This window comes from Staphylococcus simulans, from assembly GCF_003043455.1.
Taxonomy (GTDB): Bacteria; Bacillota; Bacilli; order Staphylococcales; family Staphylococcaceae; genus Staphylococcus; species Staphylococcus simulans_A.
Map to the genome: position 1 here is coordinate 36900 of NZ_PZGG01000008.1, position 23046 is coordinate 59945.

Consider the following 23046-nt stretch of genomic DNA (forward strand, 5'->3'; position numbering starts at 1 on the left):
ATACAACTTAACAATAAAGCTCTCATGATGGTGAGAAACTATCATGAGAGATAATTTAAATAACTTTTTAACAAGAAGAGGAGAGATTTCATAATGGCTAAAGAAAAATTCGATCGCTCAAAAGAACATGCCAATATTGGTACTATCGGTCACGTTGACCATGGTAAAACAACATTAACAGCTGCAATCGCAACTGTATTAGCAAAAAATGGTGACACTGTAGCACAATCATACGACATGATTGACAACGCTCCAGAAGAAAAAGAACGTGGTATTACAATCAATACTTCACACATCGAGTATCAAACTGACAAACGTCACTATGCTCACGTTGACTGCCCAGGACACGCTGACTATGTTAAAAACATGATCACTGGTGCTGCTCAAATGGACGGCGGTATCTTAGTAGTATCTGCTGCAGATGGTCCAATGCCACAAACTCGTGAACACATCTTATTATCACGTAACGTTGGTGTACCAGCTTTAGTTGTATTCTTAAACAAAGCTGACATGGTTGACGACGAAGAATTATTAGAATTAGTTGAAATGGAAGTTCGTGACTTATTATCTGAATACGACTTCCCTGGTGACGATGTACCAGTTATCGTTGGTTCTGCATTAAAAGCTTTAGAAGGCGACCCAGAATACGAACAAAAAATCTTAGACTTAATGCAAGCTGTAGATGACTACATCCCAACTCCAGAACGTGACTCTGATAAACCATTCATGATGCCAGTTGAGGACGTATTCTCAATCACTGGTCGTGGTACTGTAGCAACAGGCCGTGTTGAACGTGGTCAAATCAAAGTCGGTGAAGAAGTTGAAATCATCGGTATCACTGAAGAAAGCAAAAAAACAACAGTTACAGGCGTAGAAATGTTCCGTAAATTATTAGACTACGCTGAAGCTGGTGACAACATCGGTGCTTTATTACGTGGTGTTGCACGTGAAGACGTACAACGTGGACAAGTATTAGCAGCTCCTGGCTCTATTACTCCACACACAAAATTCAAAGCTGATGTTTACGTTTTATCTAAAGAAGAAGGTGGACGTCACACTCCATTCTTCACTAACTACCGCCCACAATTCTACTTCCGTACTACTGACGTAACTGGCGTTGTTCACTTACCAGAAGGTACTGAAATGGTTATGCCTGGCGATAACGTAGAAATGACTGTTGAATTGATCGCTCCAATCGCGATTGAAGACGGTACTCGTTTCTCTATCCGTGAAGGTGGACGTACTGTAGGATCAGGCGTTGTTACTGAAATCCAAGCATAATTTCGACTTAACTTAAGTTGATTTTTAATAGAGAGCTCCTCTTTTGAGGGGTTCTTTTTTTACATACATTTTTTATTGATACGCTTATCAGCATATTGTTTAACATAAAAACACGCGTACACATCATTTCTACATGTGTACGCGTGTTTATTTTGATTTAAAGGCGTTCAGAAGATAATACATTTTCTAATTCTAGTATTTTTAAGAACTCAGCTGCTGCGTATTTTAATGCAGCTTCATCAATGTCAAAGTAAGGATTATGGTGAGGGTAGTCAGTACCTTTTTGCGCATTACCACATCCTGTCAGGAAGAAGGCACCGGGTCTCACACGTTGGTATGCTGAGAAATCTTCGCCCACCATCATCATATCCGCTTCAGTAAAGCGTAAATTCATATCATGTGCAGCTTGTTTAACTGTTTCATACGCTTGTTCATTGTTATGCACAGGGACATAGCCGCGTTCATAATCCATTGTATATTCAATATCATTCGCAAGCGCAAGGCCTTGTAAGAGCTTATCAAGTTTATTCATGATATGTGTTTGGAGTTCAGAATCAAATGTGCGCACTGTACCACGACACATCGCAGAATCAGGAATCACGCTATCTGATGAACCCGCTTGAATCATTCCGAAAGTGACCACAGCTTGTTTAATCGGATCGACTGTACGTGAAACGATTTTTTGTGAGCTTAGAATAAATTCAGCTAATATCACAATTGGATCAATCGTTTCATGCGGTTTGGCACCGTGGCCGCCTTGACCTTGAATGGTAACGGTAAACTCATCCGGTGAAGCCATCATGGCGCCTGGACGAGAATAAATGATGCCTGTTGGATAACCGCTCCATAGATGGTTGCCATAAACACTGTCTACACCTTCTAATGCACCGTCATCAATCATTTGTTGAGCGCCGCCAGGGACAATTTCTTCGCCATATTGAAAGATTAAAACAACGTTGCCTTTCAAATATGCTAAATGTTCATTAATAATTTGCGCAACACCTAAAAGAATTGCGGTATGACCATCATGTCCACACGCATGCATACAACCTTCGTTTTTAGAACGGTAAGGTTTATCGTTTAGTTCCGTAATCGGGAGGGCGTCGAAGTCAGCACGTAAGGCGACTGTCGGACCTTCGCCTTGACCTTTAAACGTTGCGACAATCCCGTTTTTTCCTACAGGTCTACGGATTGTACATTCTAATTGTTCGAGCTGATTCACGATATAGTCGTGTGTATTATGTTCTTCAAAGGACAACTCAGGATATTGATGGAGATGTCTTCTGAGTTGAATCATTGTTTTTTCTTTATCGTGCGCAAGTTGATACCAATTCAACATGGTATTCACCTCTTCTGTAATTAATATAGATGTCCTTATTATAGCACGCGTTTCACAGAATAAACTTAAAACGTTCACGTTATAATTACATGTAATTTTGGCTTTTTAAGATACAAAATTTTGCTTTTTCAAAATAACTAATCAGTGTTAACTTTTCTATTATAATAAAATACGTTATGATATATGTAATCTAACACAAGGGGGATACACAACCAATGGTTCAATCATTACATGGTTTTTTAGACGAAAATATTCAATATTTAAAGGATAATGGGTTATACAATGAGATCGATATTGTCGAAGGGGCAAATGGACCGGAAATTACAATCAACGGCGAAAAGTATATCAATCTTTCTTCAAACAACTACTTAGGTTTAGCAACTAATGAGGACTTGAAAGAAGTAGCGAAAGAAGCGATCGATCATTACGGTGTCGGTGCAGGCGCTGTACGTTCAATCAACGGTACGTTAGATGTGCATGAAACTTTAGAAAATACGTTGGCTGAATTTAAAGGGACAGAAGCAGCCATTGCTTACCAATCTGGTTTTAATTGTAATATGGCGGCGATTTCTGCGGTTATGAATAAAAACGATGCGATTCTTTCTGATGAGTTAAACCACGCGTCTATTATCGATGGTTGCCGCTTATCTAAAGCTAAAATTATTCGTGTGAATCATTCAGATATGGATGACTTACGTCAAAAAGCGAAAGAAGCTGTAGAGTCAGGTCAATACAATAAAGTAATGTATATCACTGATGGTGTGTTCAGTATGGATGGAGACGTAGCGAAGTTACCTGAAATCGTTGAGATTGCGGAAGAATATGACTTAATCACTTATGTCGATGATGCTCATGGATCAGGTGTTATGGGTAAAGGTGCTGGCACAGTAAAACATTTCGGTTTACAAGACAAAATCGATTTCCAAATTGGTACATTATCTAAAGCAATTGGTGTAGTCGGCGGTTATGTTGCAGGTACACAAGAGTTGATCGACTGGTTGAAAGTACAATCACGTCCATTCTTATTCTCAACATCTTTAACACCAGAATCTTCAGCAGCGATTACTGCCGCTGTACGTAAACTTATGGATTCTACAGAACTGCACGACAAACTTTGGGAAAATGCGAATTATCTTAAAGACGGCTTAAAAGAACTAGGTTATGACATTGGTGAATCAGAAACACCAATCACACCTGTCATTATTGGTGATGAAAAACAAACTCAAGAATTCAGTAAACGTCTAAAAGACGAAGGGGTTTATGTGAAATCAATCGTCTTCCCAACAGTACCACGTGGTACAGGACGTGTACGTAACATGCCTACAGCTGCACATACGAAAGAAATGTTAGATGAAGCACTTGAGGCTTATAAAAAAGTAGGAAAAGAACTTGGCGTAATCTAAGTATCTTTATAAAAACAATGAAGCGGAACTGTTCATTTTTATTGAACGGTTCCGCTTTTATTTAGCAATCAGTATAATTAGATGCTTAACAAAATGCTTCCTTTTCTTGTTTAAGTGATGTATCTATGATCAAGATAGAATTTTTCTAATGGCTCGTTATCTTTGATACATTGTTCAATGCGTTCTATTGATTCTTCAAGCGTCATTTGTCTTAAAAACATTCTGCCAGGTGGTTCTCCAAATTGTTTCTCATAAGCTTTTTCAGCAGCATCATAAGCTTCAATCAATTTGTCTTCATACATAGTTTTTCATTCCTTTATGGTTGATTCAGCGGTGTCTCATATATTCGTTTTATTCATTGAGTGAATAAATGTAAATACTTAACTTAAGTAGTGATTGTCTAAATAAAATTTCTCCAATGGTTCATTGTCTTTCACACAATCCTTCATAAGTTCTAAGCCATCTTCAGCAGGCATACCTCGTAAAAGCATTCTGCTTGGAGCCTCTTTAAACTTTTTAGTATAAGCCTCTACAGCAGCTTGATACTCTTGTTTAAACTGTTCATCATACATATGAATCTACTCCTTTATCATGATGTGAATCGTGGTGTGACAGGGTGATATCTTTTAAATTTAATTGTGGTTTGATTTCATATGTTTTCTCTTCTTTTGAATCTAATAATACGTCTGTGAGTTGGATCGTATAAATATCCGAGCTATTGTAGTCTTTATAATAATACGCTAAGTGATTACAATCGAGTATACATTGATATTGCGTATAATGCGGTTGTCCTTCGTTGAGTACGATACCTCTTGGGATACTGACAGTGTCTAGTAATTTGAATAGTTTATTTAAGCGCATCTTGTCGTCTTCAGTATCTTCAATCGCTTGACGAAAATAAGCAGTTTTGACGAAACGTGCTGGCGAGGTATAACCGCCAGGCAATATTTCAGTATTTGATTCGACACTGATTGGATTTACTTGATTATCACTAAATGCGATAGGCTCTGTTGATTCAGAGGTGAAAGCTGTATATTGACGTAAATTCTGATAGTGCCATTCTAAATCAGGATGATTAGTCAGAACTTGTACTGGATTATCTTTCAAAATCAGTTTACCACCTTTTGGGACAAGTACAATACTTTGACCTGTTTGATCAGTGACGATGAAATGAAAAGCAGGTGTTTTACCGAGTACCGGATTTTGTTCATCAATCAACCTTACATTATCAATCGTTTCTTTTAATTGTGAGATGGATGCGTTCGTACCTAAAAGCCACATAATGAATGATTCTGGACCTAAATTAATGCGATGTGAAGCGGGTGTAGGCTTATATGTCGCAAAGCCATTGTTGTTTAAAATTGCGATAGAAAGTCCTTTTTCGTTAATACCGTCTGCGAACATCACATCATCTATTTTCATCGCACTGCCCACAAAACCATAATCAAACGTGAAGGCTTGTCTATAAGATGTTTCCCAGTGATAACCTCTTGGGATAACTTTAGGAAAAGCTTTCAGTTCAAACGCAAAGTCCATGGTCCGCGCTAGGTAAGTTGTGTCGTATTGTGAAGTAAAGGTAAAGCTCGTACACATATGTATCAGCCCCCTTAGTACAGTTGAAAGTCATAACTAAGTTGATAATACCATATGGATATAGAAAAACGGAGCAGCCTCTCTATGTGCTTCTCCGTTTAGTTCTATTTATTGATTGTCTGAAGGTTCTTCAGTTAAATCAATCAGATTGAGTTTAGGTTTTACAGTATAAGTAATCGCATCACTTGCGTTTAAGACTTCATCAGTCAGTTTGATTTGGTATACATCTGAGCCGTTATAGTCTTTGAAGTAATAAGTAAGATGATGTGTATCGACGATGGCTTGGTATTGCGTGTAATAAATTGTGCCTTCGTCTAAAACGACGCCCCTTGGGATACTGACTGTATCAAGTAGTTTAAATAAATTGTTAAGTCGTTTATTGTCATCTTCTGCATCTTCGATAAATTGACGGAAATAAGCCATTTTAACGAAACGAGATGGAGAAGTATAGCCGCCTGGAAGTACTTCAGTACCAGATTCTACACCAAAAGGTTTCACGCTCTCAATACCTAAAAGTGATGGTGAGGGTGCTTCGATATTAAAGTGTGTATACTGTCTGACATTTTGATAGTGCCATTCTAAGTTTGGATTATTCGTTAACACACGAATGGGGTTTTCTTTAATAATCAGCTGACCATCTGAAGGAATCACAACGATACTTTGACCAGATTGATCTGTAATCATAAAGTGTAGTGGTGGAACGCTGTCTAATGCAGGATTTACTTGTTTAAGTAAACGAACATTATCTGCTTGTTCTTTAAAGTCTCTGATTGATTCATTCATGCCCAGGAACCACATAATAAATTCTTCAGGTTCTAGATTGATGTTGTCATTAGAAGTAGAAGTCGCATAAGATGCTTCTCCTTGATAATACAATACAGCGATGGATAATCCTTTTTCATTGATGCCATCTCCGAAGACAACCCCATTCACTGTCATCGCGGTTCCTACAAAGCCGTAGTTTAATTTAAAGTCACGACCATTGTTGGTTGTCCATTCATAATTTCTAGGAATGGCTTTCGGGAAAGAATTTAAACTAAATGAAAAATCCATGGTGCGTGCTAAATAGTTCGCATCATATTGAGATGTAAATGCAAAACTCGTACACATAAATGTGCCTCCTTCAAAACAGTAATCAGTACAAAAAAACGTTACAATAATCATAACATGACGCAAGTCGAGACTTCGAATAAAGTAACGCCAATAAGGTGTTGAGAGTGAGGGATAATGTTGAAAATTAAAACATGCGGGGATGCAGCTTTATTAGCACGTTTAAATCAAACTGTGCATGACATACATCATCAAGCCTATCCAGATATTTTTAAACCGTATCATTATTTGGATACGTTAGATTTATTTCAAAAGCTCATGGATCAGCCGGACCATTATTTATTAGTAATTGAAACAGATACAGGAATAGCTGCTGGGTATTTGTGGGCGCAATTGGTAACGTTGTATGAAACGCCATTTCGCTATGGGCAGAAGACATTGTATATTCATCAAATCAGCATTGAACCAGAATTTCAGCACAAAGGTTATGGGCATGCATTCATGCAGTATATAGAAGAATTAGCAGAGAAAGAGCAGTGTGACACAGTGGAACTGGATTATTGGGGACAAAATAATGCGGCTGTTGATTTCTATGAAAAAGAAGGTTATGAATTGCTTCAAAAGCATTGTCGTAAAAATATTTGATGGTTTATCTAAATAATGTATCTCTGAAATAAATAGAAAAGTGTAATTTTGCTCTTTTCAAATGTAAGCGTTTTACTTATTTTTGTACGTATGGTATATACATTAATAAGCATTTCTAAAAATATAGTGTTAAATAACAAGAGAATGTACACCTCAAAAATACTACAGTTCTTTAGCGCACTTTTCAAAGGGGAGAGAGAAAGATGAAAAGAATTATGATTACAGGCGCACTAGGGCAAATCGGGACTGAACTTGTATTAAAATGTCGTGAGATTTATGGAACAGATAATGTTTTAGCAACGGATATTAGAGAACCAGAAGCGGATTCTCTTATCAAAGACGGACCGTTTGCGATATTAGACGTTACAGATGCAGCACGTATGGATGAGGTAGTAGAGGAATTCCAACCAGATGCTTTAATGCATATGGCCGCATTATTGTCTGCGACAGCTGAGAAAAATCCAATGCTTGCATGGCATATTAATATGGGCGGTTTAGTCAATGCGTTAGAAGCAGCTCGCAACCATAACGTACAGTTCTTTACACCAAGTTCTATCGGGGCATTCGGGCCAACAACACCTAAACGTGATACACCTGCTTTAACGATTCAACGACCGACATCTATGTACGGTGTAAACAAAGTATCAGGTGAGTTATTATGTGAGTATTACCATACTAAGTTTGGTGTAGATACACGAAGCGTACGTTTCCCTGGATTAATTTCATTTGTGAAAGAACCAGGCGGCGGTACAACAGATTATGCATGTGAGATTTATTTTGAAGCGGTACGTAAAGGTGAGTATACAAGCTTTATCGGTAAAGATACTTATATGGATATGATGTTTATGGATGATGCGATTGACGCAATAATTCAATTGATGGAAGCACCAGCAGAAAATATTGAAAATCGTTGTGCTTTTAACTTAAGCGGTATGAGTTTCGAACCAGAAGAAATCGCCGCATCTATTCGTAAACAAATCCCAGAATTCAAAATGCACTATGAAGTAGATCCAATCAGACAAGGCATTGCAGATAGCTGGCCAGATGCGATTGATACAAGTTGTGCAAGAAATGAATGGGGCTTCTCACCTAAATATGATTTAGATAAGATGACAGAAGCTATGTTGCAAGGGGTTAGAGAAAAAGAAGCAGCAACTCAAAAATAATATAAACATATGAATTAAATAAACAGGACTGAATGTTTTCTATGAACTATAGAAAGTCATTCGTCCTGTTAATTATTATGTATAACGGCAGTAGACTAATGTTAAGTGGGTGACGATTAGATGACCAGATTGATTAAGCCTAAGCATTTAAATCCAGGTGATACAGTAGCGCTTGTCTCGCCTTCATCTGGATTAGCTGGAGAGTCTTTTATAAGCTATCGAGTTGAATTAGCGAAAGCGCGACTGGAAGAAATCTTTGGATTAAACATTAAAATTATGAAACATGCCTTAGATGGTATTGATGCATTGTATCATCATCCAAAACATAGAGCGGCAGATATACATGAAGCACTGCTAGACAAAGAAGTTAAAGCAATCTTCTCTTTTATTGGCGGAGAAGAATCCATGAGAATTGTGCCTTATTTAGATGACAACATCATCAAACAAAACCCTAAAATATTCATGGGATATTCTGATATTACTTCAATCCATTTAAAGTTTTATCAAGCAGGTATTATGACCTATTACGGACCTGCTATTTTATCCGATTTTGCCGAACATGTAGAAATGGATTCTTACACGATAGATAGCATTCAGAAAGTATTATTTACAAATCACAGGATAGGAACTGTAAAGACGTCTCCATATTACCGTAAGTTCGGTTTGAGATGGGAAGAAGTGCATCAAAATATACAAAGAGAAAAAGTGAAAAATACGAGTTATAAAGTTGTTAACGGCAAAGGTAAGGTAACAGGTGACTTAATCGGAGGCTGTTTTGAGGTATTGAATAATCTAAGAGGCACATATGTTTTTCCAGATGCATCGGTATTTAAAAACAAAATTTTGTTTGTAGAAAACTCAGAGACACCTTTACCGTTGGATTTTTATAAACAGGCGATTCGGTCTCTTGCTGATATGAAAGTATTAGAAAATGTTGAAGGTATTTTGATAGGCAAACCCCAAAATGATGTGAACCATCAAGAGATAGAAGCGTTATGGTTAAAGATATTAAAAGAACAAAACTTAGAACGTAAAATTGTCATCGCTAATGGCAGCTTTGGCCATAATGAACCAAAGTGTATTTTGCCTTATGGTGTCAGTGCGACATTAGATGCTGATAAAGGAAGTTTTGAAATTAATGAAAGTGGATGTTCTTAATGAATAGAACGTCTACACAAAGTGAAAATGAGATTGCTCACAGTTGCATTCAGAAATAGACTGTACAATAATGGAAGTGTAAGGAATATAGCAACTTTTAATTTGTATCAATGGGGAAATGTTAAAGAGAGATATAAATGATTGTGTTCAATAGAGGATTTGATTAGGGGCGTATTTTTTAAATTTTCTAAAAACTCATTGAATACACAGACTTAGATTGCTATAATTTTAGTATTATCTTATTTATAAGCACAATTTTAGGAGGCAGAAATCATGTCAGAAAATGTTAAATTCGAGAAACGTGAAGAGCTTAAACAAAAACCAGATCCAAGTAACTTAGGATTCGGTCAACACTTCACTGATTACATGTTAAGTTATGACTACGATGAAGATAAAGGTGGTTGGCATGATTTGAAGATTACTCCTTATGCACCGATCGAACTTGATCCCGCTGCACAAGGACTTCATTATGGCCAAGCAGTCTTTGAAGGATTAAAAGCATACAAACATAATGGAGAGGTTGATTTATTCAGACCTGACCAAAACTTCAAACGTATTAATCAATCATTAGCGCGCTTAGAAATGCCGCAAATTGATGAAGAGTTATTATTAGAAGGATTAAAAGAACTTGTGAATGTTGAACGTGACTGGGTACCCGAAGGGGAAGGTCAATCATTATACATTCGTCCATTCGTCTTTGCGACTGAAGCAGGCTTAGGTGTACACCCAGCAACTCACTACAAATTATTAATTATCTTATCTCCTTCTGGTTCATACTATGGCGGCGACGCTTTAAAACCAACACGTATTTATGTAGAAGATAAATATGTTCGTGCCGTACGTGGCGGTGTTGGATTTGCGAAAGTAGCTGGTAACTACGCAGCAAGCTTATTAGCACAATCTAACGCAAACAAAGAAGGTTATGACCAAGTATTATGGTTAGACGGTGTAGAACAAAAATACATCGAAGAAGTCGGAAGCATGAACATCTTCTTCGTTGAAAACGGTACACTAGTTACACCTGAATTAAACGGTAGTATCTTACCAGGTATTACACGTAAAACTGTCATCGAATTAGCTAAAGAACTTGGCTATAAAGTAGAAGAACGTCGTGTATCTGTAGATGAATTATTCGAAGCTTATGATAAAGGCGAATTAGATGAAGTCTTCGGTACAGGTACAGCTGCAGTTATTTCACCTGTAGGTGTCTTAAAATATGAAGACCGCGAAATCGTTATCAACAATAACGAAACAGGTAAAATCACTCAACACTTATATGACCAATATACTGGTATCCAAAGTGGTAAATTAGAAGACAAACACGGCTGGAGAGTTGTGGTTCCTAAAAAATAATTCGAATAAGAATTATAAATAGTGATAAAAATAACAGGTCAGAAGCACAGATAACGTGTGTTTCTGACCTGTTTTATCATTTATATAATGAAATTCAGTGGAATATGAATATTTTTATCGAATGTTTTATAATTTCATGTGTAAAATAGGATAATTTCTGCCTTGGGCATCTGTTTGAGAGGTTTTGTATACTTCAAAGCCATTTTTGAGATAAAATTCTGTCGCACGTTCGTTATCTTTATTAACGTCCACATAGTTTACTTTTCCTTGTTGGATTAAATGTTGCAAGATTTCTGAACCATAACCTTGATTAAAGTGTTTTGGGTCTATAAAAAGCATTTCTAAGTTGTGGTCGTGTGTTCCAGAAAAGCCGATTGCTTCTTGTTCATCAAACCATAAATATGCTTCAACGTGTTTAAAATAGGTAGGAATCTCTTGTTTTAAAGCGATTCTATCTTCTTCTTTTAAAAAGTCATGTGTTGCGATGACAGACCTTTCCCAAATATCTAATGCTTTTGGAAAGTTAACTTCTTGAAGTTTCATTTTATGTAATCTCATATAGGTACTCCTTAAGTTTTTGACATGCATTCCTATCCTATAGAAAATATGAATTAAACTCAAGGTAGAGAAAAGTGATAAGCAAACATATTATTATTTATTAGTCTGTATTCTATTGTATAATTGAAAATGATTATCGGTAGAGGTGCTTTTATGAGATATATTTTAATTACGATAGGTTTAATTTCAGCTATCGTTGGTTTTATAGGAATCGTTGTACCTTTGTTGCCAACTACACCTTTTTTACTTTTAGCGGCTGTTTGTTTTTCAAGAAGTTCTGAAAGATTTAATCGTTGGTTAGTGAGTACGAAGGTTTACGGTGAATATGTAGAAAGCTTCAAAAGAGATAGAGGCTTTACTTTAAAGAAGAAGTTCAAAATTTTATTGAGTTTATATATTGTTATCGCATTTTCGCTTTATATGCTAGATAATTTCTATATCAGAATCGGTTTATTGATTATGGTGACCTTCCAAACGATTGTATTGTTTACGTTGGTCAAGACGTTACCAGAACCATCAAAGGACCGTCAAAGCTGTGAGAAAGATTAATCGTTGATGCATTTTGTGCTTACATCCACTACTAAGGGTGTAAGCCTTTTTTAATTTCCTTCTTAATTCATAAATTGATAAAATGAAATAAAAGTATAAAGAAAGAAGCGTGGAAACTGATGACAATTAAATGGATCTTATTCGATAAAGATGGCACACTCATTGATTTTGATATGAGTTGGATGAAGATTGGTATTCAAATGGTGGATCAGTTTGTGGAACGTTATATTTCAGATGAAGATCAAGCGTATGCCTATCAGACTTTAGGTGTGGATAAAGAAAAAAATCAAATAGAACCTGGCACGCCGATGGCCTGTGGTTCGTTAGATGAAATTATTCAGAATTTCAATGCGTTGGCTGGAGAAGATGTAGGTGAGTGGACGCGTAAAACGAGCCAATATCTCATTGATCATAGAGTTCCTGAAATTAAATGGATTGAGGGTATGGTTGAAGCGTTAGAAACATTAAAAGCAAACGGATATCGTATTGGGATTATTACGAGTGATACGAAGAAAGGCACAGATCAATTTATTGAATCTACAGATACAGAAGCGTTCTTTGATTTAGTTATCTCTACTGAATCTAATGCGGCTGAAAAGCCAGACCCTGCTGTATTAAAGCCGCTCTTTGCGCAAGAGAAGGGGCTTAAAGCGGAAGAAATTGCGATTGTAGGCGATACACCTAATGATATACAAACCGCTGTTAACGCAGGCTTAGGGCTATCTGTAGCTGTGTTGACGGGTGTGGGTCAAGCACATGAATTTAAACATGCGGACTATGTCGTAGAGAAAGCGCCAGAAATTGTTTCTATTCTAAAAGGTGAAGATACAGAAGCTTGAGTTATCGTCACACATTAAATGAGGTGAAAGCATGAAAGAACAACATACAGTATTAGATGGACGTTATGCAGAATATCAAGGAGAAGTATTTCGCGTTTTAAATGACTTTGGTAAGACATTGCATTTAGTCACAGAAGATGCCGGCGCACAGGCTTTAGGTTTTGAAGCGAAAACAACGAAGTATTCGAGTCACACGCTGTATTATAAAGACGTCAAACGTCAAGAGGTCGACGCATTGTATGATTTGAAACATGAAGCACGTTATGGCGGAACGCTTTTTGATTTGTTTTTTGATGCGAAAGGTCAAAGTTATATTGGCACAAGCGAAGCGGATAAAGCTGAAGCCTTTGGTTTAAAAGAAACAGATGAAGGTTATTATAGTAAAGCTATCAATGATGATGACTATGAACCTGTTATTTATCGTGAAGAGTTAGAATTATAATTAATGTTGAAAGGGTGATATGATGCGTCAATTAATTCTATTCGATTTTGACGAAACGTATTATAAACATCAGACAACAAAAGAAGATATTCCTGAGTTACGTGAACTTGAAACGACACTGAAATTGGCAGAAGAAAAGCATCAAGTAATTACTGCGGTGTTATCAGGCAGTATCTTTGAAAGCATTATGGAGAAGATGGAACATGCGGAAATGGAATATAAACCACACTTTATCTTTTCTGATTTATGTTCAAAACTATTTGAGTTAGATAATCAAGGTGAATACCAACGCTCTAAAAAGTATGAAGAAGCTGTTTCAGAAACAACGTTCACAAAAGAAAAAGTCGATGAAATTATCGATAGCTTTGAGTCCGAACACCAAGTTGAACTTCATCCGCAAAGAGAATTCAGAGATGAAGAAACACTGTATGAATACTATTATTATTCACAAGGCGATGAAGAGAAAGACGAGCAGAATTTAAAAGATTTACAAGATAAAGCAGCGGCTTATGATTATGCGGTACATTATAATAAAACGAATCCTAAAGCAGGCGATCCTGAAGATGCCTATGATGTACACTTTACACCTAAAAACGCTGGCAAGTTATTCGCTGTGCGTTATCTATTAGATATGTATGACCTTGATTCAGAAGGTGTGTTAGGCTTCGGTGACAGTGGTAATGATGAGATTTATTTAAGTCATATCGGGCACCCGTTTGTGATGCACAATAGTACAGATGATGACATGAAAGAGAAATTCCCAGTTACACGCTATGACTACTATAAAGGTTTAAATGATGAAATTAAGCGTTTCTTTGATAAATAACTTCATACAAGTTTATTAAGAGTAAAAAGAAAATCATGTATCTCACTCAGTTAAGAGAAGAGGTACATGATTTTTTTATCTGCTTATTATTTTCTAGTATCTACATTACGATAGACATCAATCACATGTGCAATTTTATCTAGCACAGGATCTAGCGTGTCTAAACTTTCGTGCAGATCATATTCATTAATGTTCACGCGTACGACAGGGCAGGCATTAAAGCTTGAAATCCATTCTTCGTAACGACGGAATAATTTTTTCCAGTATTCTGGATCTGTATCGATTTCCATTTGGCGACCGCGTTGTTTGATGCGTTCAATCACTTCATCATAATCACATTCTAAATAAATTAAAACGTCTGGTTTTGGGAAGTAGGGTGTCATAACCATCGCATCAAACAGTTCTGAATATGTTTTGAAGTCTTCAGGTGTCATTGTACCTTGTTCTTCATGCATTTTTGCGAAGATATCCACGTCTTCATAAATAGAACGGTCTTGGATAAAGCCCCCGCCATACTCAAACATACGCTTTTGTTCTTTAAAGCGTTCTGCAAGGAAATAGATTTGCAGATGGAAACTCCAACGTTCAAAGTTGTCATAGAATTTATCTAAATAAGGATTATGGTCCACATTCTCGAACGAAGTGCGGAAGTTTAATTTTTTAGCTAAGGCACGTGTTAAGCTCGATTTACCGACGCCTACAGTACCTGCGATTGTAATCACCGCATCTTGAGGGATACCGTAATTATTCATGCGTGTTGCCTCCTATCATTGATTGTACAATGTTTAATAGATACTCGTAATCGTCAGCGTGATTGACGAAATCCAAGTTTGTTGTATCGATACGTTTCACCATTTTGCCTTTGGCTTCTAATGATTCATAGAAGTGATGATAAGCTTCTTTTAAATTTAAAAGATACTCATCTTCAATTTGTGCTTCAAAGCTGCGATTGCGTTTGGCGATACGTTGTTTTAGTACTTCTAAATCTGCATCGAGGAAAATAACGATGTCTGGCATCATAAGGTCCTCAGTCAGAATATCGTAAATACGGTCAAACTTGTTGTATTCTGTATCTGTCAGTGTTTGACGCGCAAAGATTTTATTCTTATAAACATGATAGTCACTGACAATACCGTTATGTAGTTGTTCTAGATCTTGAACTTGTTTGTAACGGTTACATAAAAAGAACATTTCAGTTTGGAAACTCCATTTTGAAATGTCGTCATAGAAATCAGATAAAAATGGATTTTCATCTACGATTTCTTGTGCTTCATGATAATCAAGAGATTGACTTAAGCGATGTGCTAAAGAGGATTTGCCTACTCCTATAGGCCCTTCAATAGCGATATAAGGTTGATTCATAAACAACACTCCAAGTGTTAAAATAGACAATAGTAATTGTATCACATGGTAAGGGATTGAACATATGACAATAGATGAAAAATATATGAAACTTGCATTAGATGAAGCTAAAAAAGCTGAAGCTATCGGTGAAGTGCCGATTGGCGCAATCATTGTTAAAGACGATGAAATTATAGCACGTGCCCACAATTTAAGAGAAACGATTCAACTTCCGACAGCCCATGCGGAACATATTGCGATAGAAAAAGCAGCTGAAGCAGTCGGAAGTTGGCGACTCGAAGATTGTACTTTATATGTCACTTTAGAACCTTGTGTGATGTGTTCTGGCGCAATAGTCATGAGCCGTATTCCACGTGTCGTTTATGGCGCAGCTGATCCAAAAGGCGGTTGTAGCGGCAGTTTAATGGATTTACTTCAAGAGTCGCGTTTCAACCATCGTGCAGAAGTTGTCAGTGGTGTGCTAGAAGAAGAATGCGGGGATATGTTGCGCAATTTCTTCAGACAGTTAAGAGATAAGAAGAAACAAGCGAAGCAATCGCAAGAGGCTGATGACTTGAATAGTTAAAACAAACTTAGATGAATGAAGGTGTCTGCTTGTAAGAGGTAGACATCTTTTTGTTTGAAAAGCATTAAAAAGTAAGAGATAGTTAAGGATGAATAATGCCGATAGTTCTAGCTTCATAAATCGTACAAACAGACGATAGAAGTCTGTCATCAAAGTTTGATAGAATGAGGTTAGACTTTGTTGTGAAAATCAATTTTACGACACTGCGGCTAAGACAAAAGAAACGAGGTTAATTCATGATTAAACTAATTGCGACAGATATGGACGGAACATTATTAAATGCAGCACATGAAATTTCAGAGGAAAATATTAAAGCGATTAAAGCAGCGCAGGCACAAGGGATTACGGTTGTGATTGCGACAGGCCGTGCTTTCTATGAAGCCAATGCGCCAGTGGAACCGACTGGATTGAAAGTCCCATATATTTGTTTGAATGGTGCAGAAGTTCGTGATGAATCATTCGATATTATGCATACATCAAGCTTGAATCATGAAATGATTGAACAAATTACACATGTACTAGATCGAGAGGACATTTATTACCAAGTCTATACTAACCTTGGTATTTATACTGAAGACCCTCAAAGAGATTTAGATATTTATATTGATATCGCAGAACATGCAGGTCAAAAAGCAGATGTAGAAAAAATACACCGTCATATTCAACATCGTATTGATCAAGGCACATTAAAAGTGGTTGATAATTATGATCAAATCAGTGAAAGACCTGGTGAAATTGTGATGAAAATTTTAGCGTTCGACAGTGATATCGCTAAAATTGACCGTGTTAGTGCAGAGCTTGCACAACACACGAACTTAGCAATTTCATCTTCTGCACGTGGTAATATCGAAATCACAAATGCTTATGCACAAAAAGGGATTGCGCTTGAAGAGATTGCAAATCAACTTGGCATCAACATGGAAGATGTCATGGCAATTGGTGATAACATGAATGACGTATCGATGCTTGAAAAAGCAGGGTATCCTGTCGCAATGGAAAATGCGATGCCTGAAGTGAAGGAATACGCAAAATATGTGACAGATACAAACCAGAACAGTGGTGTCGGCAAAGCAATCAACAAAATGCTAGAAGAGCAGTCAAAATAAATTAACTGGGGTGACTATTGAATGAAAGGTGTCATTATCGTAGGCAGTGCGCGTATTGATTCGCACACAAAAGCACTGGCACAATATTTAAAGGGACAATTCAATGAAAAGGATGTTGAAGCGGAAATCTTTGATTTAGCTGAACGTCCAATCCATACATTAGATGTTTCTGGCGCAAGTAATCCGCCAGATGATTATCAAGCCAATGTGAAAGATTTACAAGAAAAGGCGAGAGAAGCGGACTTTATTATTTTAGGTACACCGAACTATCATGGTTCATATTCTGGTATCTTAAAGAATGCTTTAGATCATCTGACAATGGATGACTTCAAAATGAAACCAGTCGGCTTAATGGGGAACAGCGGCGGTATTGTAAGTGCAGAACCACTTTCTCACTTACGTTTAATTGTACGTACATTGTTAGGTATCGCAGTGCCTACCCAAATTGCGACACATGATTCAGATTACGGCAAATTAGAGGATGGTACATTCTTCTTACAAGACGAAGAATTCCAATTACGTTCTCGTTTATTCGTTGAACAAATTGTATCATTCGCAGAAAGCCGTCCTTATGAACATTTAAAATAAAAGGGTGTAAGCGTGTTAGTTTAGCTGACAAAACATCCTATGTGATAATCTCTGCTTAGTTGGTGATACAAGGTGATTTAGTTTTGTGAACCATTTAAGCAGAGTTTTTTATGATGAGAAAATAGTTGAGTTTTATGATTATTTTTAAAAACATAAAGAAAAAGCCTGTAAGTTAAAGAGTTACACTCAAAAACTTACAGGCTTTTATTATGATTTATTCTAAATTGGCGTGATTTTGTTGCATAGTAGTTTCATCAATATTGAAGTCTTTCATGAAATCTAATACAACAGCATCTAAGAATAATTGTGCAGCTTGTTCGAATAAACTGCCTAAAGGTTGTGCTGAACCTTCAGCATCATGTTTTGTTCCGGCAGGCAATTCGATTGTGACATCTGCCAATTGACCGATTTTAGAATCAGGTTTTGTTGTGACTAATGCCACTTGTGCACCTTGATCTTTAGCTTTTTCGGCTAATAGGCGTAAGTGTTCTGTACTGCCTGAACCTGAAATGACGATAAACAAGTCGCCTTCATGGATAGAAGGTGTTGTTATACCGCCAATGATAAATGCAGGTTGTTCAAGTTGATTCAAACGCATTGTAAATCCATTTGCGACGAATCCAGAACGGCCTTTACCCGCTACGAAAATATTTTTGGCATCTTTGATTGCTTGTTCAAAGTTCTCAACATCTTGATCTTTAACATTAGATAACGTCGTTTTCAGTTCATCTAAAATCAATTGATATTGTAGTTTTGCCATAACTTATTTCCCTTCAACTGCGTCACGGCAAGCTTTAGCTGCTTCTACTGGATCGTCAGCATTTGCGATACCGCCGCCAACAATCACTAAATCTGGTTCTTCAGCTACGATATCTTTGATTGTATCTGGTTTGATACCGCCAGCAACTGCAACTTTAGAATTTTTGATGACTGATTTAACTGTGTGTAAATCATCTAATGGAGATTTACCTTCAGCTTGTAAGTCATAACCGATGTGTACTGCGATATAGTCAGCACCCATTTCATCTAATTCTTTAGCGCGTTGTTTAATATCTTGAACAGCAATCATATCTACTAATAATTGTTTGTCATTTTTGTGTGCTTCTTCGACAGCAGCTTTGATAGAAGCGTCTTCAGCAACACCTAAGATTGTTACAACGTCAGCACCGAATTTAACTGCTTGGCTGACTTCATAGTCTGCAGCGTCCATAATTTTCATATCTGCTAGAACTTTAACACCGTCGATGTTTTCATCCATATATTGAACGGCAGGCAGACCTTCGTTATATATGATAGGAGTACCGATTTCTACGATATCGACATAATCTTTCACTTTGTTAGCTAACTCTGCAGCGTCTTCTTTATTTAATAAATCAATTGCTAATTGTAGTTCCAAAATGATTCATCCTTTCATAATGTGTGTGTTGTAACTTTGGCTTTACTTAGATTATTTACCCTTTTTTGTTTTTGACAAACAACAGTAAATATTACTGTTCGGGTGCAGCTGCGTTATCTACGTATACTTCTACATTAGGATGATCGTATAAAACTGTGGCTGGAACATCTTTATCTTGAATGCCGCTCGCAAGTTTTGTAATCGCATCTTTCTTTTTCTCGCCGAATGCTAATAAGATAATGCGTTTTGCAGATAAGATTGTAGAAAGACCCATTGAAATCGCTTGTTTCGGCACATCTTCTTCGTTATCGAAGTAACGGCTATTTGCTTGGATAGTACTTTCAGTTAAATCTACGACACGTGTAATACTGTCTTTTTCTGTACCTGGTTCATTGAAACCGATATGACCATTTTCACCGATACCTAAAATTTGAATATCCGCAGGGCCTTTATCTTTAACAAGTTGTTCATATCTCTCAGTTTCAGCGTCTAAATCTTTTGCATCACCGATAGGTAAGTGCACATTTTCTTCTTTGAAATGCGGATAACGATCGAATAAAACTTCATGCATATAATGATGATAGCTTTCTGGATGATCGGCAGATAAACCAACATATTCATCTAAGTTGAATGTTTCTACTTTAGAAACATCTAAGTCATTTAATTCCATCAGTTTTACTAAGTCAGAATAAACATCCACCATTGTACCGCCTGTTGCCAGACCTAATTTGCTTTCAGGATTCTCGTACATTTGATTGAATAGTTCATAAGCTGTATAAAATGATGCTTTCTCTTTATCCCCTAAATTAATAATTTTCACGTTGTGTGACCTCCTTATTTGTATCTATATATGAAGACATACATGTCCATTATAACGAGGTGAAGTTTAAACAGATAGTAAATCCCCCTCAAATTATAGGAATATTTTAATAACCTCTTTAGAAAGTGGAGGAACAGTTATATAATGTAAATATTGTTTCTAATTTAAGAATGATAACCGACAAAACCTATCGTTATATCATGAATGAGCAGTAGGTTATATTTATTGACGGGGATTTAGTACAATTAAATGATAAAGAATAATAATTAAAGCTAGAATAACACGATATAGATGGGGTTCAGCAATTGATTTTGCTTAGAGTAAGGGAGTGAGCAACTTGGAGCCGATAGAATATGAGAAAGTACAAACGTTACTAGCATCTTATGTAGACCAACCTGTCTACTTGCATGTTGAAACAACGAATGGTGCGTATGCGAACCATTTCGACCAACGTGTATTTAATGCTGGAACGTTTTTAAGAAATATTAAAGTTGTCTTTGAACACGCCAAGCTAAAAGGTGGCGGTAAAGAGCCATTCAGAGTAGGCTTGAAATTACAAGATAATGGATGGGTTTATGTGCAAGGACTGACACATTATGAAGTGAACGAGGATAATGAATTCTTGCTCGCTGGTTTTAATTATGAAGGGCAATTAGCGGCAGCACTTGAAATCAGTGCTGTACCGTTTGAAATATAAGGAGGACGTATCATGTCAGAGGAAAGTCATGTATTAGTTATATTTCCGCATCCTGATGATGAGACGTTCTCATCAGCAGGTACATTAGCACGTTATATTGAAGAGGGCGTTCCAGTTACGTATGCTTGTTTAACTTTAGGTCAAATGGCACGTAATTTAGGAAATCCGCCGTTTGCGACACGTGAATCTCTGCCGAAAATCAGAGAACATGAGTTGGAAGAAGCGGCGAAAGCAATTGGTATTAAAGATTTAAGAAAAATGGGTTACCGTGATAAAACAGTAGAATTCGAACCGCATGAAAAAATCGATGGCATGGTTAAAAGTCTGATTGATGAATTGCATCCATCAGTGATTATTTCATTCTATCCAGGTTATGCGGTACATCCAGATCATGAAGCAACGGCAGAAGCGGTAGTTAGAACAGTAGGACGTATGCCAGAAGCAGAACGTCCACGTTTACAATTAGTTGCTTTCAGCAATGATGCGATTGATGAGTTAGGTATGCCTGATATCATTAACGATATTACTGATTATAGAGAAGTAAAATTAGATGCATTCAAAGCACATGCATCTCAATCTGGACCGTTCTTGCATCAGCTAGCTGAACCGCAAGTTCCAGATACAGCCAAAAGTTTCTTAGAACAAGAAACGTATTGGACTTACAATTTTGAATCATGAGTGGAGGGGCACACAGATGACTGAATTTGATTTATCGACACGAGAAGGTCGTTGGAAACACTTCGGTTCTGTTGATCCTATTAAAGGTACAAAACCAACAGTAAAAGAAGAAATGACAGATCTACAAAGCACGCACAAAGATTTTTTATTTGAAATTGAAGAAGTCGGGATTAAAAACTTAGTATATCCCGTAATTATAGATGAATATCAAACGGCAGGTACTTTCGCATTTTCAACTAGCTTAACGAGAGAAGAAAAAGGTATCAATATGAGCCGTATTTTAGAAAGTGTTGAGAAACACTATGATAACGGTGTGGCATTAACATTTGATAACTTGCATACAGTATTAGATACACTTCAAAAGCATATGAAACAAACTTCAGCAGGTGTAGATGTTTCAGGTAAATGGTTCTTTAACCGTTATAGTCCCGTTACGAACTTGAAAGCTGTCGGCAATGCGGATGTAACGTATGGCATGGCAGTTGAAGGAGATAACGTGACGCGTAAAGAGTTAACAATGGAAGCGAAAGTGACTACACTATGCCCTTGTTCAAAAGAAATCAGTGAGTATTCTGCGCATAACCAACGCGGAGTGATTACAGTAAAAACGTACTTGAATCGTGAAGCGACATTACCTTCTGACTATAAAGAAGTGATTTTAGATGCGATGGAAGCGAACGCAAGCTCAATTCTTTATCCAATCTTAAAACGTCCAGATGAAAAACGTGTTACAGAGCGTGCGTATGAAAATCCACGTTTTGTGGAAGATTTAATTCGTTTAATCGCTGCAGATTTAGTAGAGGTGGATTGGATTGAAGGTTTTGACATTGAATGTCGTAACGAAGAATCTATTCACCAACATGATGCTTTTGCGAAATTGAAATACAGAAAATAATAGAATGAAACAAGGCCTTCTTAAGTGATGATATATTCATTGCTTGGGAAGGTCTTTTAATATGTAGAAAATGAGCGTGAGTTCAAAAGTTTACTGAAACCATGATAAAAAACACAAATAAAAATAGAGCACTGCGTTTAACCTGTTGGGACTTCAGGTTGCTTGTGAGGAGGGACAGCCTCGTAAGCTAAGCAGTGCTCTATTTTTTTAGGGTGATCGACAAATTGCGTCAGGGGAAACACACTTGCCGATATTAAATTCAATGATTAGATTAACTGTTAATGCTGCCGCATGCATATTTTAGGATATGTTCTTGATTATTTTAGGAGGTTAGTTGCGACTTTAAGCATTGTTTATGTCGGTGTAGAGGAAACGTCCTTTTGTTTGGGTGGGTAGAAAGGTGTAACGATTATTTATAGAATATGCTTTTTAGGATTGATTTAGGATTCATACATTACTTGCGTTTCCTCTACATTGATTATTGTATGATATCTCTTCATAAAATACATGAGGCTATGGTATCAACTTTATCTAGGACTAATTGCCGAGAGCGTTACAATTGATTTTTGGGTGTTAACTTGTTCAATCAGTGAGTAAAAAAAAGAAAAAGGGGCTGGGACATAAATCCAGTCTCAAATAAAAGCCGAGGAGAATCTTTAATGATTTTCCTCGGCTTTTTATATAAAATACTCATATTATTTCAAAAAAATAAAGCCCTCACGTATAATTAGAGAATA

Annotated in this window: 27 protein-coding genes; 16 read left to right on the forward strand and 11 right to left on the reverse strand. The window is 36.9% G+C overall.

Going from position 1 to position 23046, the window contains the following annotated elements; translation table 11 throughout:
- The first annotated feature begins 93 nt into the window (after positions 1-93).
- On the forward strand, positions 94-1281 hold the full coding sequence (tuf, locus tag BU038_RS02660) for an elongation factor Tu (RefSeq protein ID WP_002481337.1): 1188 nt from the start codon (positions 94-96) through the stop codon (positions 1279-1281).
- A gap of 157 nt (positions 1282-1438) precedes the next feature.
- Here tuf and BU038_RS02665 read toward each other — a convergent pair whose 3' ends face one another.
- On the reverse strand, positions 1439-2620 hold the full coding sequence (locus BU038_RS02665) for a M20 family metallopeptidase (RefSeq protein WP_107604680.1): 1182 nt from the start codon (positions 2618-2620) through the stop codon (positions 1439-1441).
- Positions 2621-2835: 215 nt separating this feature from the next.
- Here BU038_RS02665 and BU038_RS02670 point away from each other — a divergent pair, with 215 nt between their 5' ends.
- Positions 2836-4023 (forward strand): glycine C-acetyltransferase, encoded by a 1188-nt coding sequence (locus BU038_RS02670; protein WP_107604681.1) that lies wholly within the window; start codon positions 2836-2838, stop codon positions 4021-4023.
- A 110-nt stretch (positions 4024-4133) separates the two neighbouring features.
- Here the strand turns inward: BU038_RS02670 and BU038_RS02675 are convergent, their stop codons facing one another.
- The 4 genes from BU038_RS02675 to BU038_RS02690 all read right to left on the reverse strand — a co-directional run bounded on the left by BU038_RS02675 (position 4134) and on the right by BU038_RS02690 (position 6726).
- On the reverse strand, positions 4134-4325 hold the full coding sequence (locus BU038_RS02675) for a hypothetical protein (RefSeq protein ID WP_107604682.1): 192 nt from the start codon (positions 4323-4325) through the stop codon (positions 4134-4136).
- 78 nt (positions 4326-4403) lie between these two features.
- On the reverse strand, positions 4404-4595 hold the full coding sequence (locus tag BU038_RS02680) for a hypothetical protein (RefSeq protein WP_107604683.1): 192 nt from the start codon (positions 4593-4595) through the stop codon (positions 4404-4406).
- Positions 4588-5616 carry a choloylglycine hydrolase family protein gene (locus BU038_RS02685; RefSeq protein WP_107604684.1) on the reverse strand — a complete coding sequence of 343 codons (1029 nt, stop codon included), beginning with the start codon at positions 5614-5616 and terminating at the stop codon, positions 4588-4590. The genes BU038_RS02680 and BU038_RS02685 overlap by 8 nt, the downstream gene beginning before the upstream one ends.
- Positions 5617-5724: 108 nt before the next feature.
- The gene (locus BU038_RS02690; protein ID WP_107604685.1) at positions 5725-6726 is read right to left on the reverse strand and encodes a choloylglycine hydrolase family protein; all 1002 of its coding nucleotides are present in this window, start codon (positions 6724-6726) and stop codon (positions 5725-5727) included.
- A gap of 117 nt (positions 6727-6843) precedes the next feature.
- On the opposite strand from BU038_RS02690, the gene BU038_RS02695 reads away from it, so the two are divergent.
- From BU038_RS02695 to BU038_RS02710, 4 genes are all read left to right on the forward strand, one after another.
- Positions 6844-7311, forward strand: a complete 468-nt coding sequence (locus tag BU038_RS02695) for a GNAT family N-acetyltransferase (RefSeq protein WP_241963137.1) — start codon at positions 6844-6846, stop codon at positions 7309-7311.
- A 203-nt stretch (positions 7312-7514) separates the two neighbouring features.
- The gene (locus BU038_RS02700; RefSeq protein WP_107604686.1) at positions 7515-8477 is read left to right on the forward strand and encodes an L-threonine 3-dehydrogenase; all 963 of its coding nucleotides are present in this window, start codon (positions 7515-7517) and stop codon (positions 8475-8477) included.
- 120 nt (positions 8478-8597) lie between these two features.
- Positions 8598-9635, forward strand: coding sequence for a S66 family peptidase (locus BU038_RS02705; protein WP_107604687.1), 1038 nt, complete (start codon positions 8598-8600; stop codon positions 9633-9635).
- A gap of 273 nt (positions 9636-9908) precedes the next feature.
- Positions 9909-10988, forward strand: a complete 1080-nt coding sequence (locus BU038_RS02710; RefSeq protein WP_107604688.1) for a branched-chain amino acid aminotransferase — start codon at positions 9909-9911, stop codon at positions 10986-10988.
- A gap of 126 nt (positions 10989-11114) precedes the next feature.
- On the opposite strand, the gene BU038_RS02715 is transcribed toward BU038_RS02710, so the two are convergent.
- Complete coding sequence (locus BU038_RS02715; RefSeq protein ID WP_107604689.1) at positions 11115-11546, reverse strand: GNAT family N-acetyltransferase; 432 nt, start codon at positions 11544-11546, stop codon at positions 11115-11117.
- Between the two features lie 153 nt (positions 11547-11699).
- Between BU038_RS02715 and BU038_RS02720 the strand changes: the two genes are divergently transcribed.
- From BU038_RS02720 to BU038_RS02735, 4 genes are all read left to right on the forward strand, one after another.
- Entirely contained in the window at positions 11700-12095 is a 396-nt protein-coding gene (locus BU038_RS02720; RefSeq protein WP_107604690.1) for a YbaN family protein, read from the forward strand.
- 119 nt (positions 12096-12214) lie between these two features.
- Positions 12215-12934 carry an HAD family hydrolase gene (locus BU038_RS02725; protein WP_107604691.1) on the forward strand — a complete coding sequence of 240 codons (720 nt, stop codon included), beginning with the start codon at positions 12215-12217 and terminating at the stop codon, positions 12932-12934.
- A gap of 31 nt (positions 12935-12965) precedes the next feature.
- Positions 12966-13376, forward strand: coding sequence for a hypothetical protein (locus BU038_RS02730; RefSeq protein ID WP_107604692.1), 411 nt, complete (start codon positions 12966-12968; stop codon positions 13374-13376).
- A 22-nt stretch (positions 13377-13398) separates the two neighbouring features.
- Positions 13399-14202 carry an HAD-IIB family hydrolase gene (locus BU038_RS02735; RefSeq protein WP_241963138.1) on the forward strand — a complete coding sequence of 268 codons (804 nt, stop codon included), beginning with the start codon at positions 13399-13401 and terminating at the stop codon, positions 14200-14202.
- A gap of 86 nt (positions 14203-14288) precedes the next feature.
- On the opposite strand, the gene BU038_RS02740 is transcribed toward BU038_RS02735, so the two are convergent.
- Together BU038_RS02740 and BU038_RS02745 are read right to left on the reverse strand one after the other, a co-directional pair.
- Positions 14289-14954: a deoxynucleoside kinase gene (locus BU038_RS02740; protein WP_107604694.1), complete on the reverse strand. Its 666-nt coding sequence runs from the start codon at positions 14952-14954 to the stop codon at positions 14289-14291.
- Complete coding sequence (locus BU038_RS02745) at positions 14947-15564, reverse strand: deoxynucleoside kinase (RefSeq protein ID WP_107604695.1); 618 nt, start codon at positions 15562-15564, stop codon at positions 14947-14949. The genes BU038_RS02740 and BU038_RS02745 overlap by 8 nt, the downstream gene beginning before the upstream one ends.
- Before the next feature lie 64 nt (positions 15565-15628).
- Here BU038_RS02745 and tadA point away from each other — a divergent pair, with 64 nt between their 5' ends.
- The 3 genes from tadA (at position 15629) to BU038_RS02760 (ending at position 17823) form a co-directional block, all read left to right on the forward strand.
- Positions 15629-16129, forward strand: a complete 501-nt coding sequence (gene tadA / locus BU038_RS02750; RefSeq protein WP_107604696.1) for a tRNA adenosine(34) deaminase TadA — start codon at positions 15629-15631, stop codon at positions 16127-16129.
- Between the two features lie 236 nt (positions 16130-16365).
- Positions 16366-17235: a Cof-type HAD-IIB family hydrolase gene (locus BU038_RS02755; RefSeq protein ID WP_107604697.1), complete on the forward strand. Its 870-nt coding sequence runs from the start codon at positions 16366-16368 to the stop codon at positions 17233-17235.
- 21 nt (positions 17236-17256) lie between these two features.
- Positions 17257-17823: an NADPH-dependent FMN reductase gene (locus tag BU038_RS02760; RefSeq protein WP_107604698.1), complete on the forward strand. Its 567-nt coding sequence runs from the start codon at positions 17257-17259 to the stop codon at positions 17821-17823.
- A 214-nt stretch (positions 17824-18037) separates the two neighbouring features.
- On the opposite strand, the gene hxlB is transcribed toward BU038_RS02760, so the two are convergent.
- The 3 genes from hxlB to nagB form a co-directional block, all read right to left on the reverse strand.
- Positions 18038-18583, reverse strand: a complete 546-nt coding sequence (gene hxlB / locus BU038_RS02765; protein WP_107604699.1) for a 6-phospho-3-hexuloisomerase — start codon at positions 18581-18583, stop codon at positions 18038-18040.
- A gap of 3 nt (positions 18584-18586) precedes the next feature.
- On the reverse strand, positions 18587-19219 hold the full coding sequence (gene hxlA, locus BU038_RS02770; RefSeq protein ID WP_002481358.1) for a 3-hexulose-6-phosphate synthase: 633 nt from the start codon (positions 19217-19219) through the stop codon (positions 18587-18589).
- Between the two features lie 91 nt (positions 19220-19310).
- Entirely contained in the window at positions 19311-20039 is a 729-nt protein-coding gene (gene nagB, locus BU038_RS02775) for a glucosamine-6-phosphate deaminase (protein WP_107604700.1), read from the reverse strand.
- Positions 20040-20376: 337 nt separating this feature from the next.
- Between nagB and BU038_RS02780 the strand changes: the two genes are divergently transcribed.
- The 3 genes from BU038_RS02780 to folE2 are packed head-to-tail and all read left to right on the forward strand — an operon-like array spanning position 20377 to position 22309.
- Positions 20377-20736 carry a YojF family protein gene (locus tag BU038_RS02780; protein WP_002481360.1) on the forward strand — a complete coding sequence of 120 codons (360 nt, stop codon included), beginning with the start codon at positions 20377-20379 and terminating at the stop codon, positions 20734-20736.
- Positions 20737-20748: 12 nt separating this feature from the next.
- Positions 20749-21414 (forward strand): bacillithiol biosynthesis deacetylase BshB2, encoded by a 666-nt coding sequence (bshB2, locus tag BU038_RS02785; RefSeq protein ID WP_107604702.1) that lies wholly within the window; start codon positions 20749-20751, stop codon positions 21412-21414.
- Between the two features lie 16 nt (positions 21415-21430).
- Positions 21431-22309, forward strand: coding sequence for a GTP cyclohydrolase FolE2 (gene folE2 / locus BU038_RS02790; RefSeq protein WP_107604703.1), 879 nt, complete (start codon positions 21431-21433; stop codon positions 22307-22309).
- Positions 22310-23046: the final 737 nt, after the last annotated feature.

Bases quoted from the DNA above. Each gene is read 5' to 3' on its own strand.
- BU038_RS02720 (WP_107604690.1), top strand. From the start codon at position 11,700: ATGAGATATATTTTAATTACGATAGGTTTAATTTCAGCTATCGTTGGT.
- BU038_RS02670 (WP_107604681.1), top strand. From the start codon at position 2,836: ATGGTTCAATCATTACATGGTTTTTTAGACGAAAATATTCAATATTTA.
- BU038_RS02730 (WP_107604692.1), top strand. From the start codon at position 12,966: ATGAAAGAACAACATACAGTATTAGATGGACGTTATGCAGAATATCAA.
- bshB2 (WP_107604702.1), top strand. From the start codon at position 20,749: ATGTCAGAGGAAAGTCATGTATTAGTTATATTTCCGCATCCTGATGAT.
- BU038_RS02710 (WP_107604688.1), top strand. From the start codon at position 9,909: ATGTCAGAAAATGTTAAATTCGAGAAACGTGAAGAGCTTAAACAAAAA.
- folE2 (WP_107604703.1), top strand. From the start codon at position 21,431: ATGACTGAATTTGATTTATCGACACGAGAAGGTCGTTGGAAACACTTC.
- hxlB (WP_107604699.1), bottom strand. From the start codon at position 18,583: ATGGCAAAACTACAATATCAATTGATTTTAGATGAACTGAAAACGACG.
- BU038_RS02715 (WP_107604689.1), bottom strand. From the start codon at position 11,546: ATGAGATTACATAAAATGAAACTTCAAGAAGTTAACTTTCCAAAAGCA.
- BU038_RS02735 (WP_241963138.1), top strand. From the start codon at position 13,399: ATGCGTCAATTAATTCTATTCGATTTTGACGAAACGTATTATAAACAT.
- BU038_RS02690 (WP_107604685.1), bottom strand. From the start codon at position 6,726: ATGTGTACGAGTTTTGCATTTACATCTCAATATGATGCGAACTATTTA.
- BU038_RS02705 (WP_107604687.1), top strand. From the start codon at position 8,598: ATGACCAGATTGATTAAGCCTAAGCATTTAAATCCAGGTGATACAGTA.
- tuf (WP_002481337.1), top strand. From the start codon at position 94: ATGGCTAAAGAAAAATTCGATCGCTCAAAAGAACATGCCAATATTGGT.
- BU038_RS02760 (WP_107604698.1), top strand. From the start codon at position 17,257: ATGAAAGGTGTCATTATCGTAGGCAGTGCGCGTATTGATTCGCACACA.
- BU038_RS02725 (WP_107604691.1), top strand. From the start codon at position 12,215: ATGACAATTAAATGGATCTTATTCGATAAAGATGGCACACTCATTGAT.
- BU038_RS02755 (WP_107604697.1), top strand. From the start codon at position 16,366: ATGATTAAACTAATTGCGACAGATATGGACGGAACATTATTAAATGCA.
- BU038_RS02740 (WP_107604694.1), bottom strand. From the start codon at position 14,954: ATGAATAATTACGGTATCCCTCAAGATGCGGTGATTACAATCGCAGGT.
- BU038_RS02665 (WP_107604680.1), bottom strand. From the start codon at position 2,620: ATGTTGAATTGGTATCAACTTGCGCACGATAAAGAAAAAACAATGATT.
- BU038_RS02700 (WP_107604686.1), top strand. From the start codon at position 7,515: ATGAAAAGAATTATGATTACAGGCGCACTAGGGCAAATCGGGACTGAA.
- BU038_RS02695 (WP_241963137.1), top strand. From the start codon at position 6,844: ATGTTGAAAATTAAAACATGCGGGGATGCAGCTTTATTAGCACGTTTA.
- BU038_RS02680 (WP_107604683.1), bottom strand. From the start codon at position 4,595: ATGTATGATGAACAGTTTAAACAAGAGTATCAAGCTGCTGTAGAGGCT.
- tadA (WP_107604696.1), top strand. From the start codon at position 15,629: ATGACAATAGATGAAAAATATATGAAACTTGCATTAGATGAAGCTAAA.
- BU038_RS02675 (WP_107604682.1), bottom strand. From the start codon at position 4,325: ATGTATGAAGACAAATTGATTGAAGCTTATGATGCTGCTGAAAAAGCT.
- BU038_RS02745 (WP_107604695.1), bottom strand. From the start codon at position 15,564: ATGAATCAACCTTATATCGCTATTGAAGGGCCTATAGGAGTAGGCAAA.
- BU038_RS02685 (WP_107604684.1), bottom strand. From the start codon at position 5,616: ATGTGTACGAGCTTTACCTTTACTTCACAATACGACACAACTTACCTA.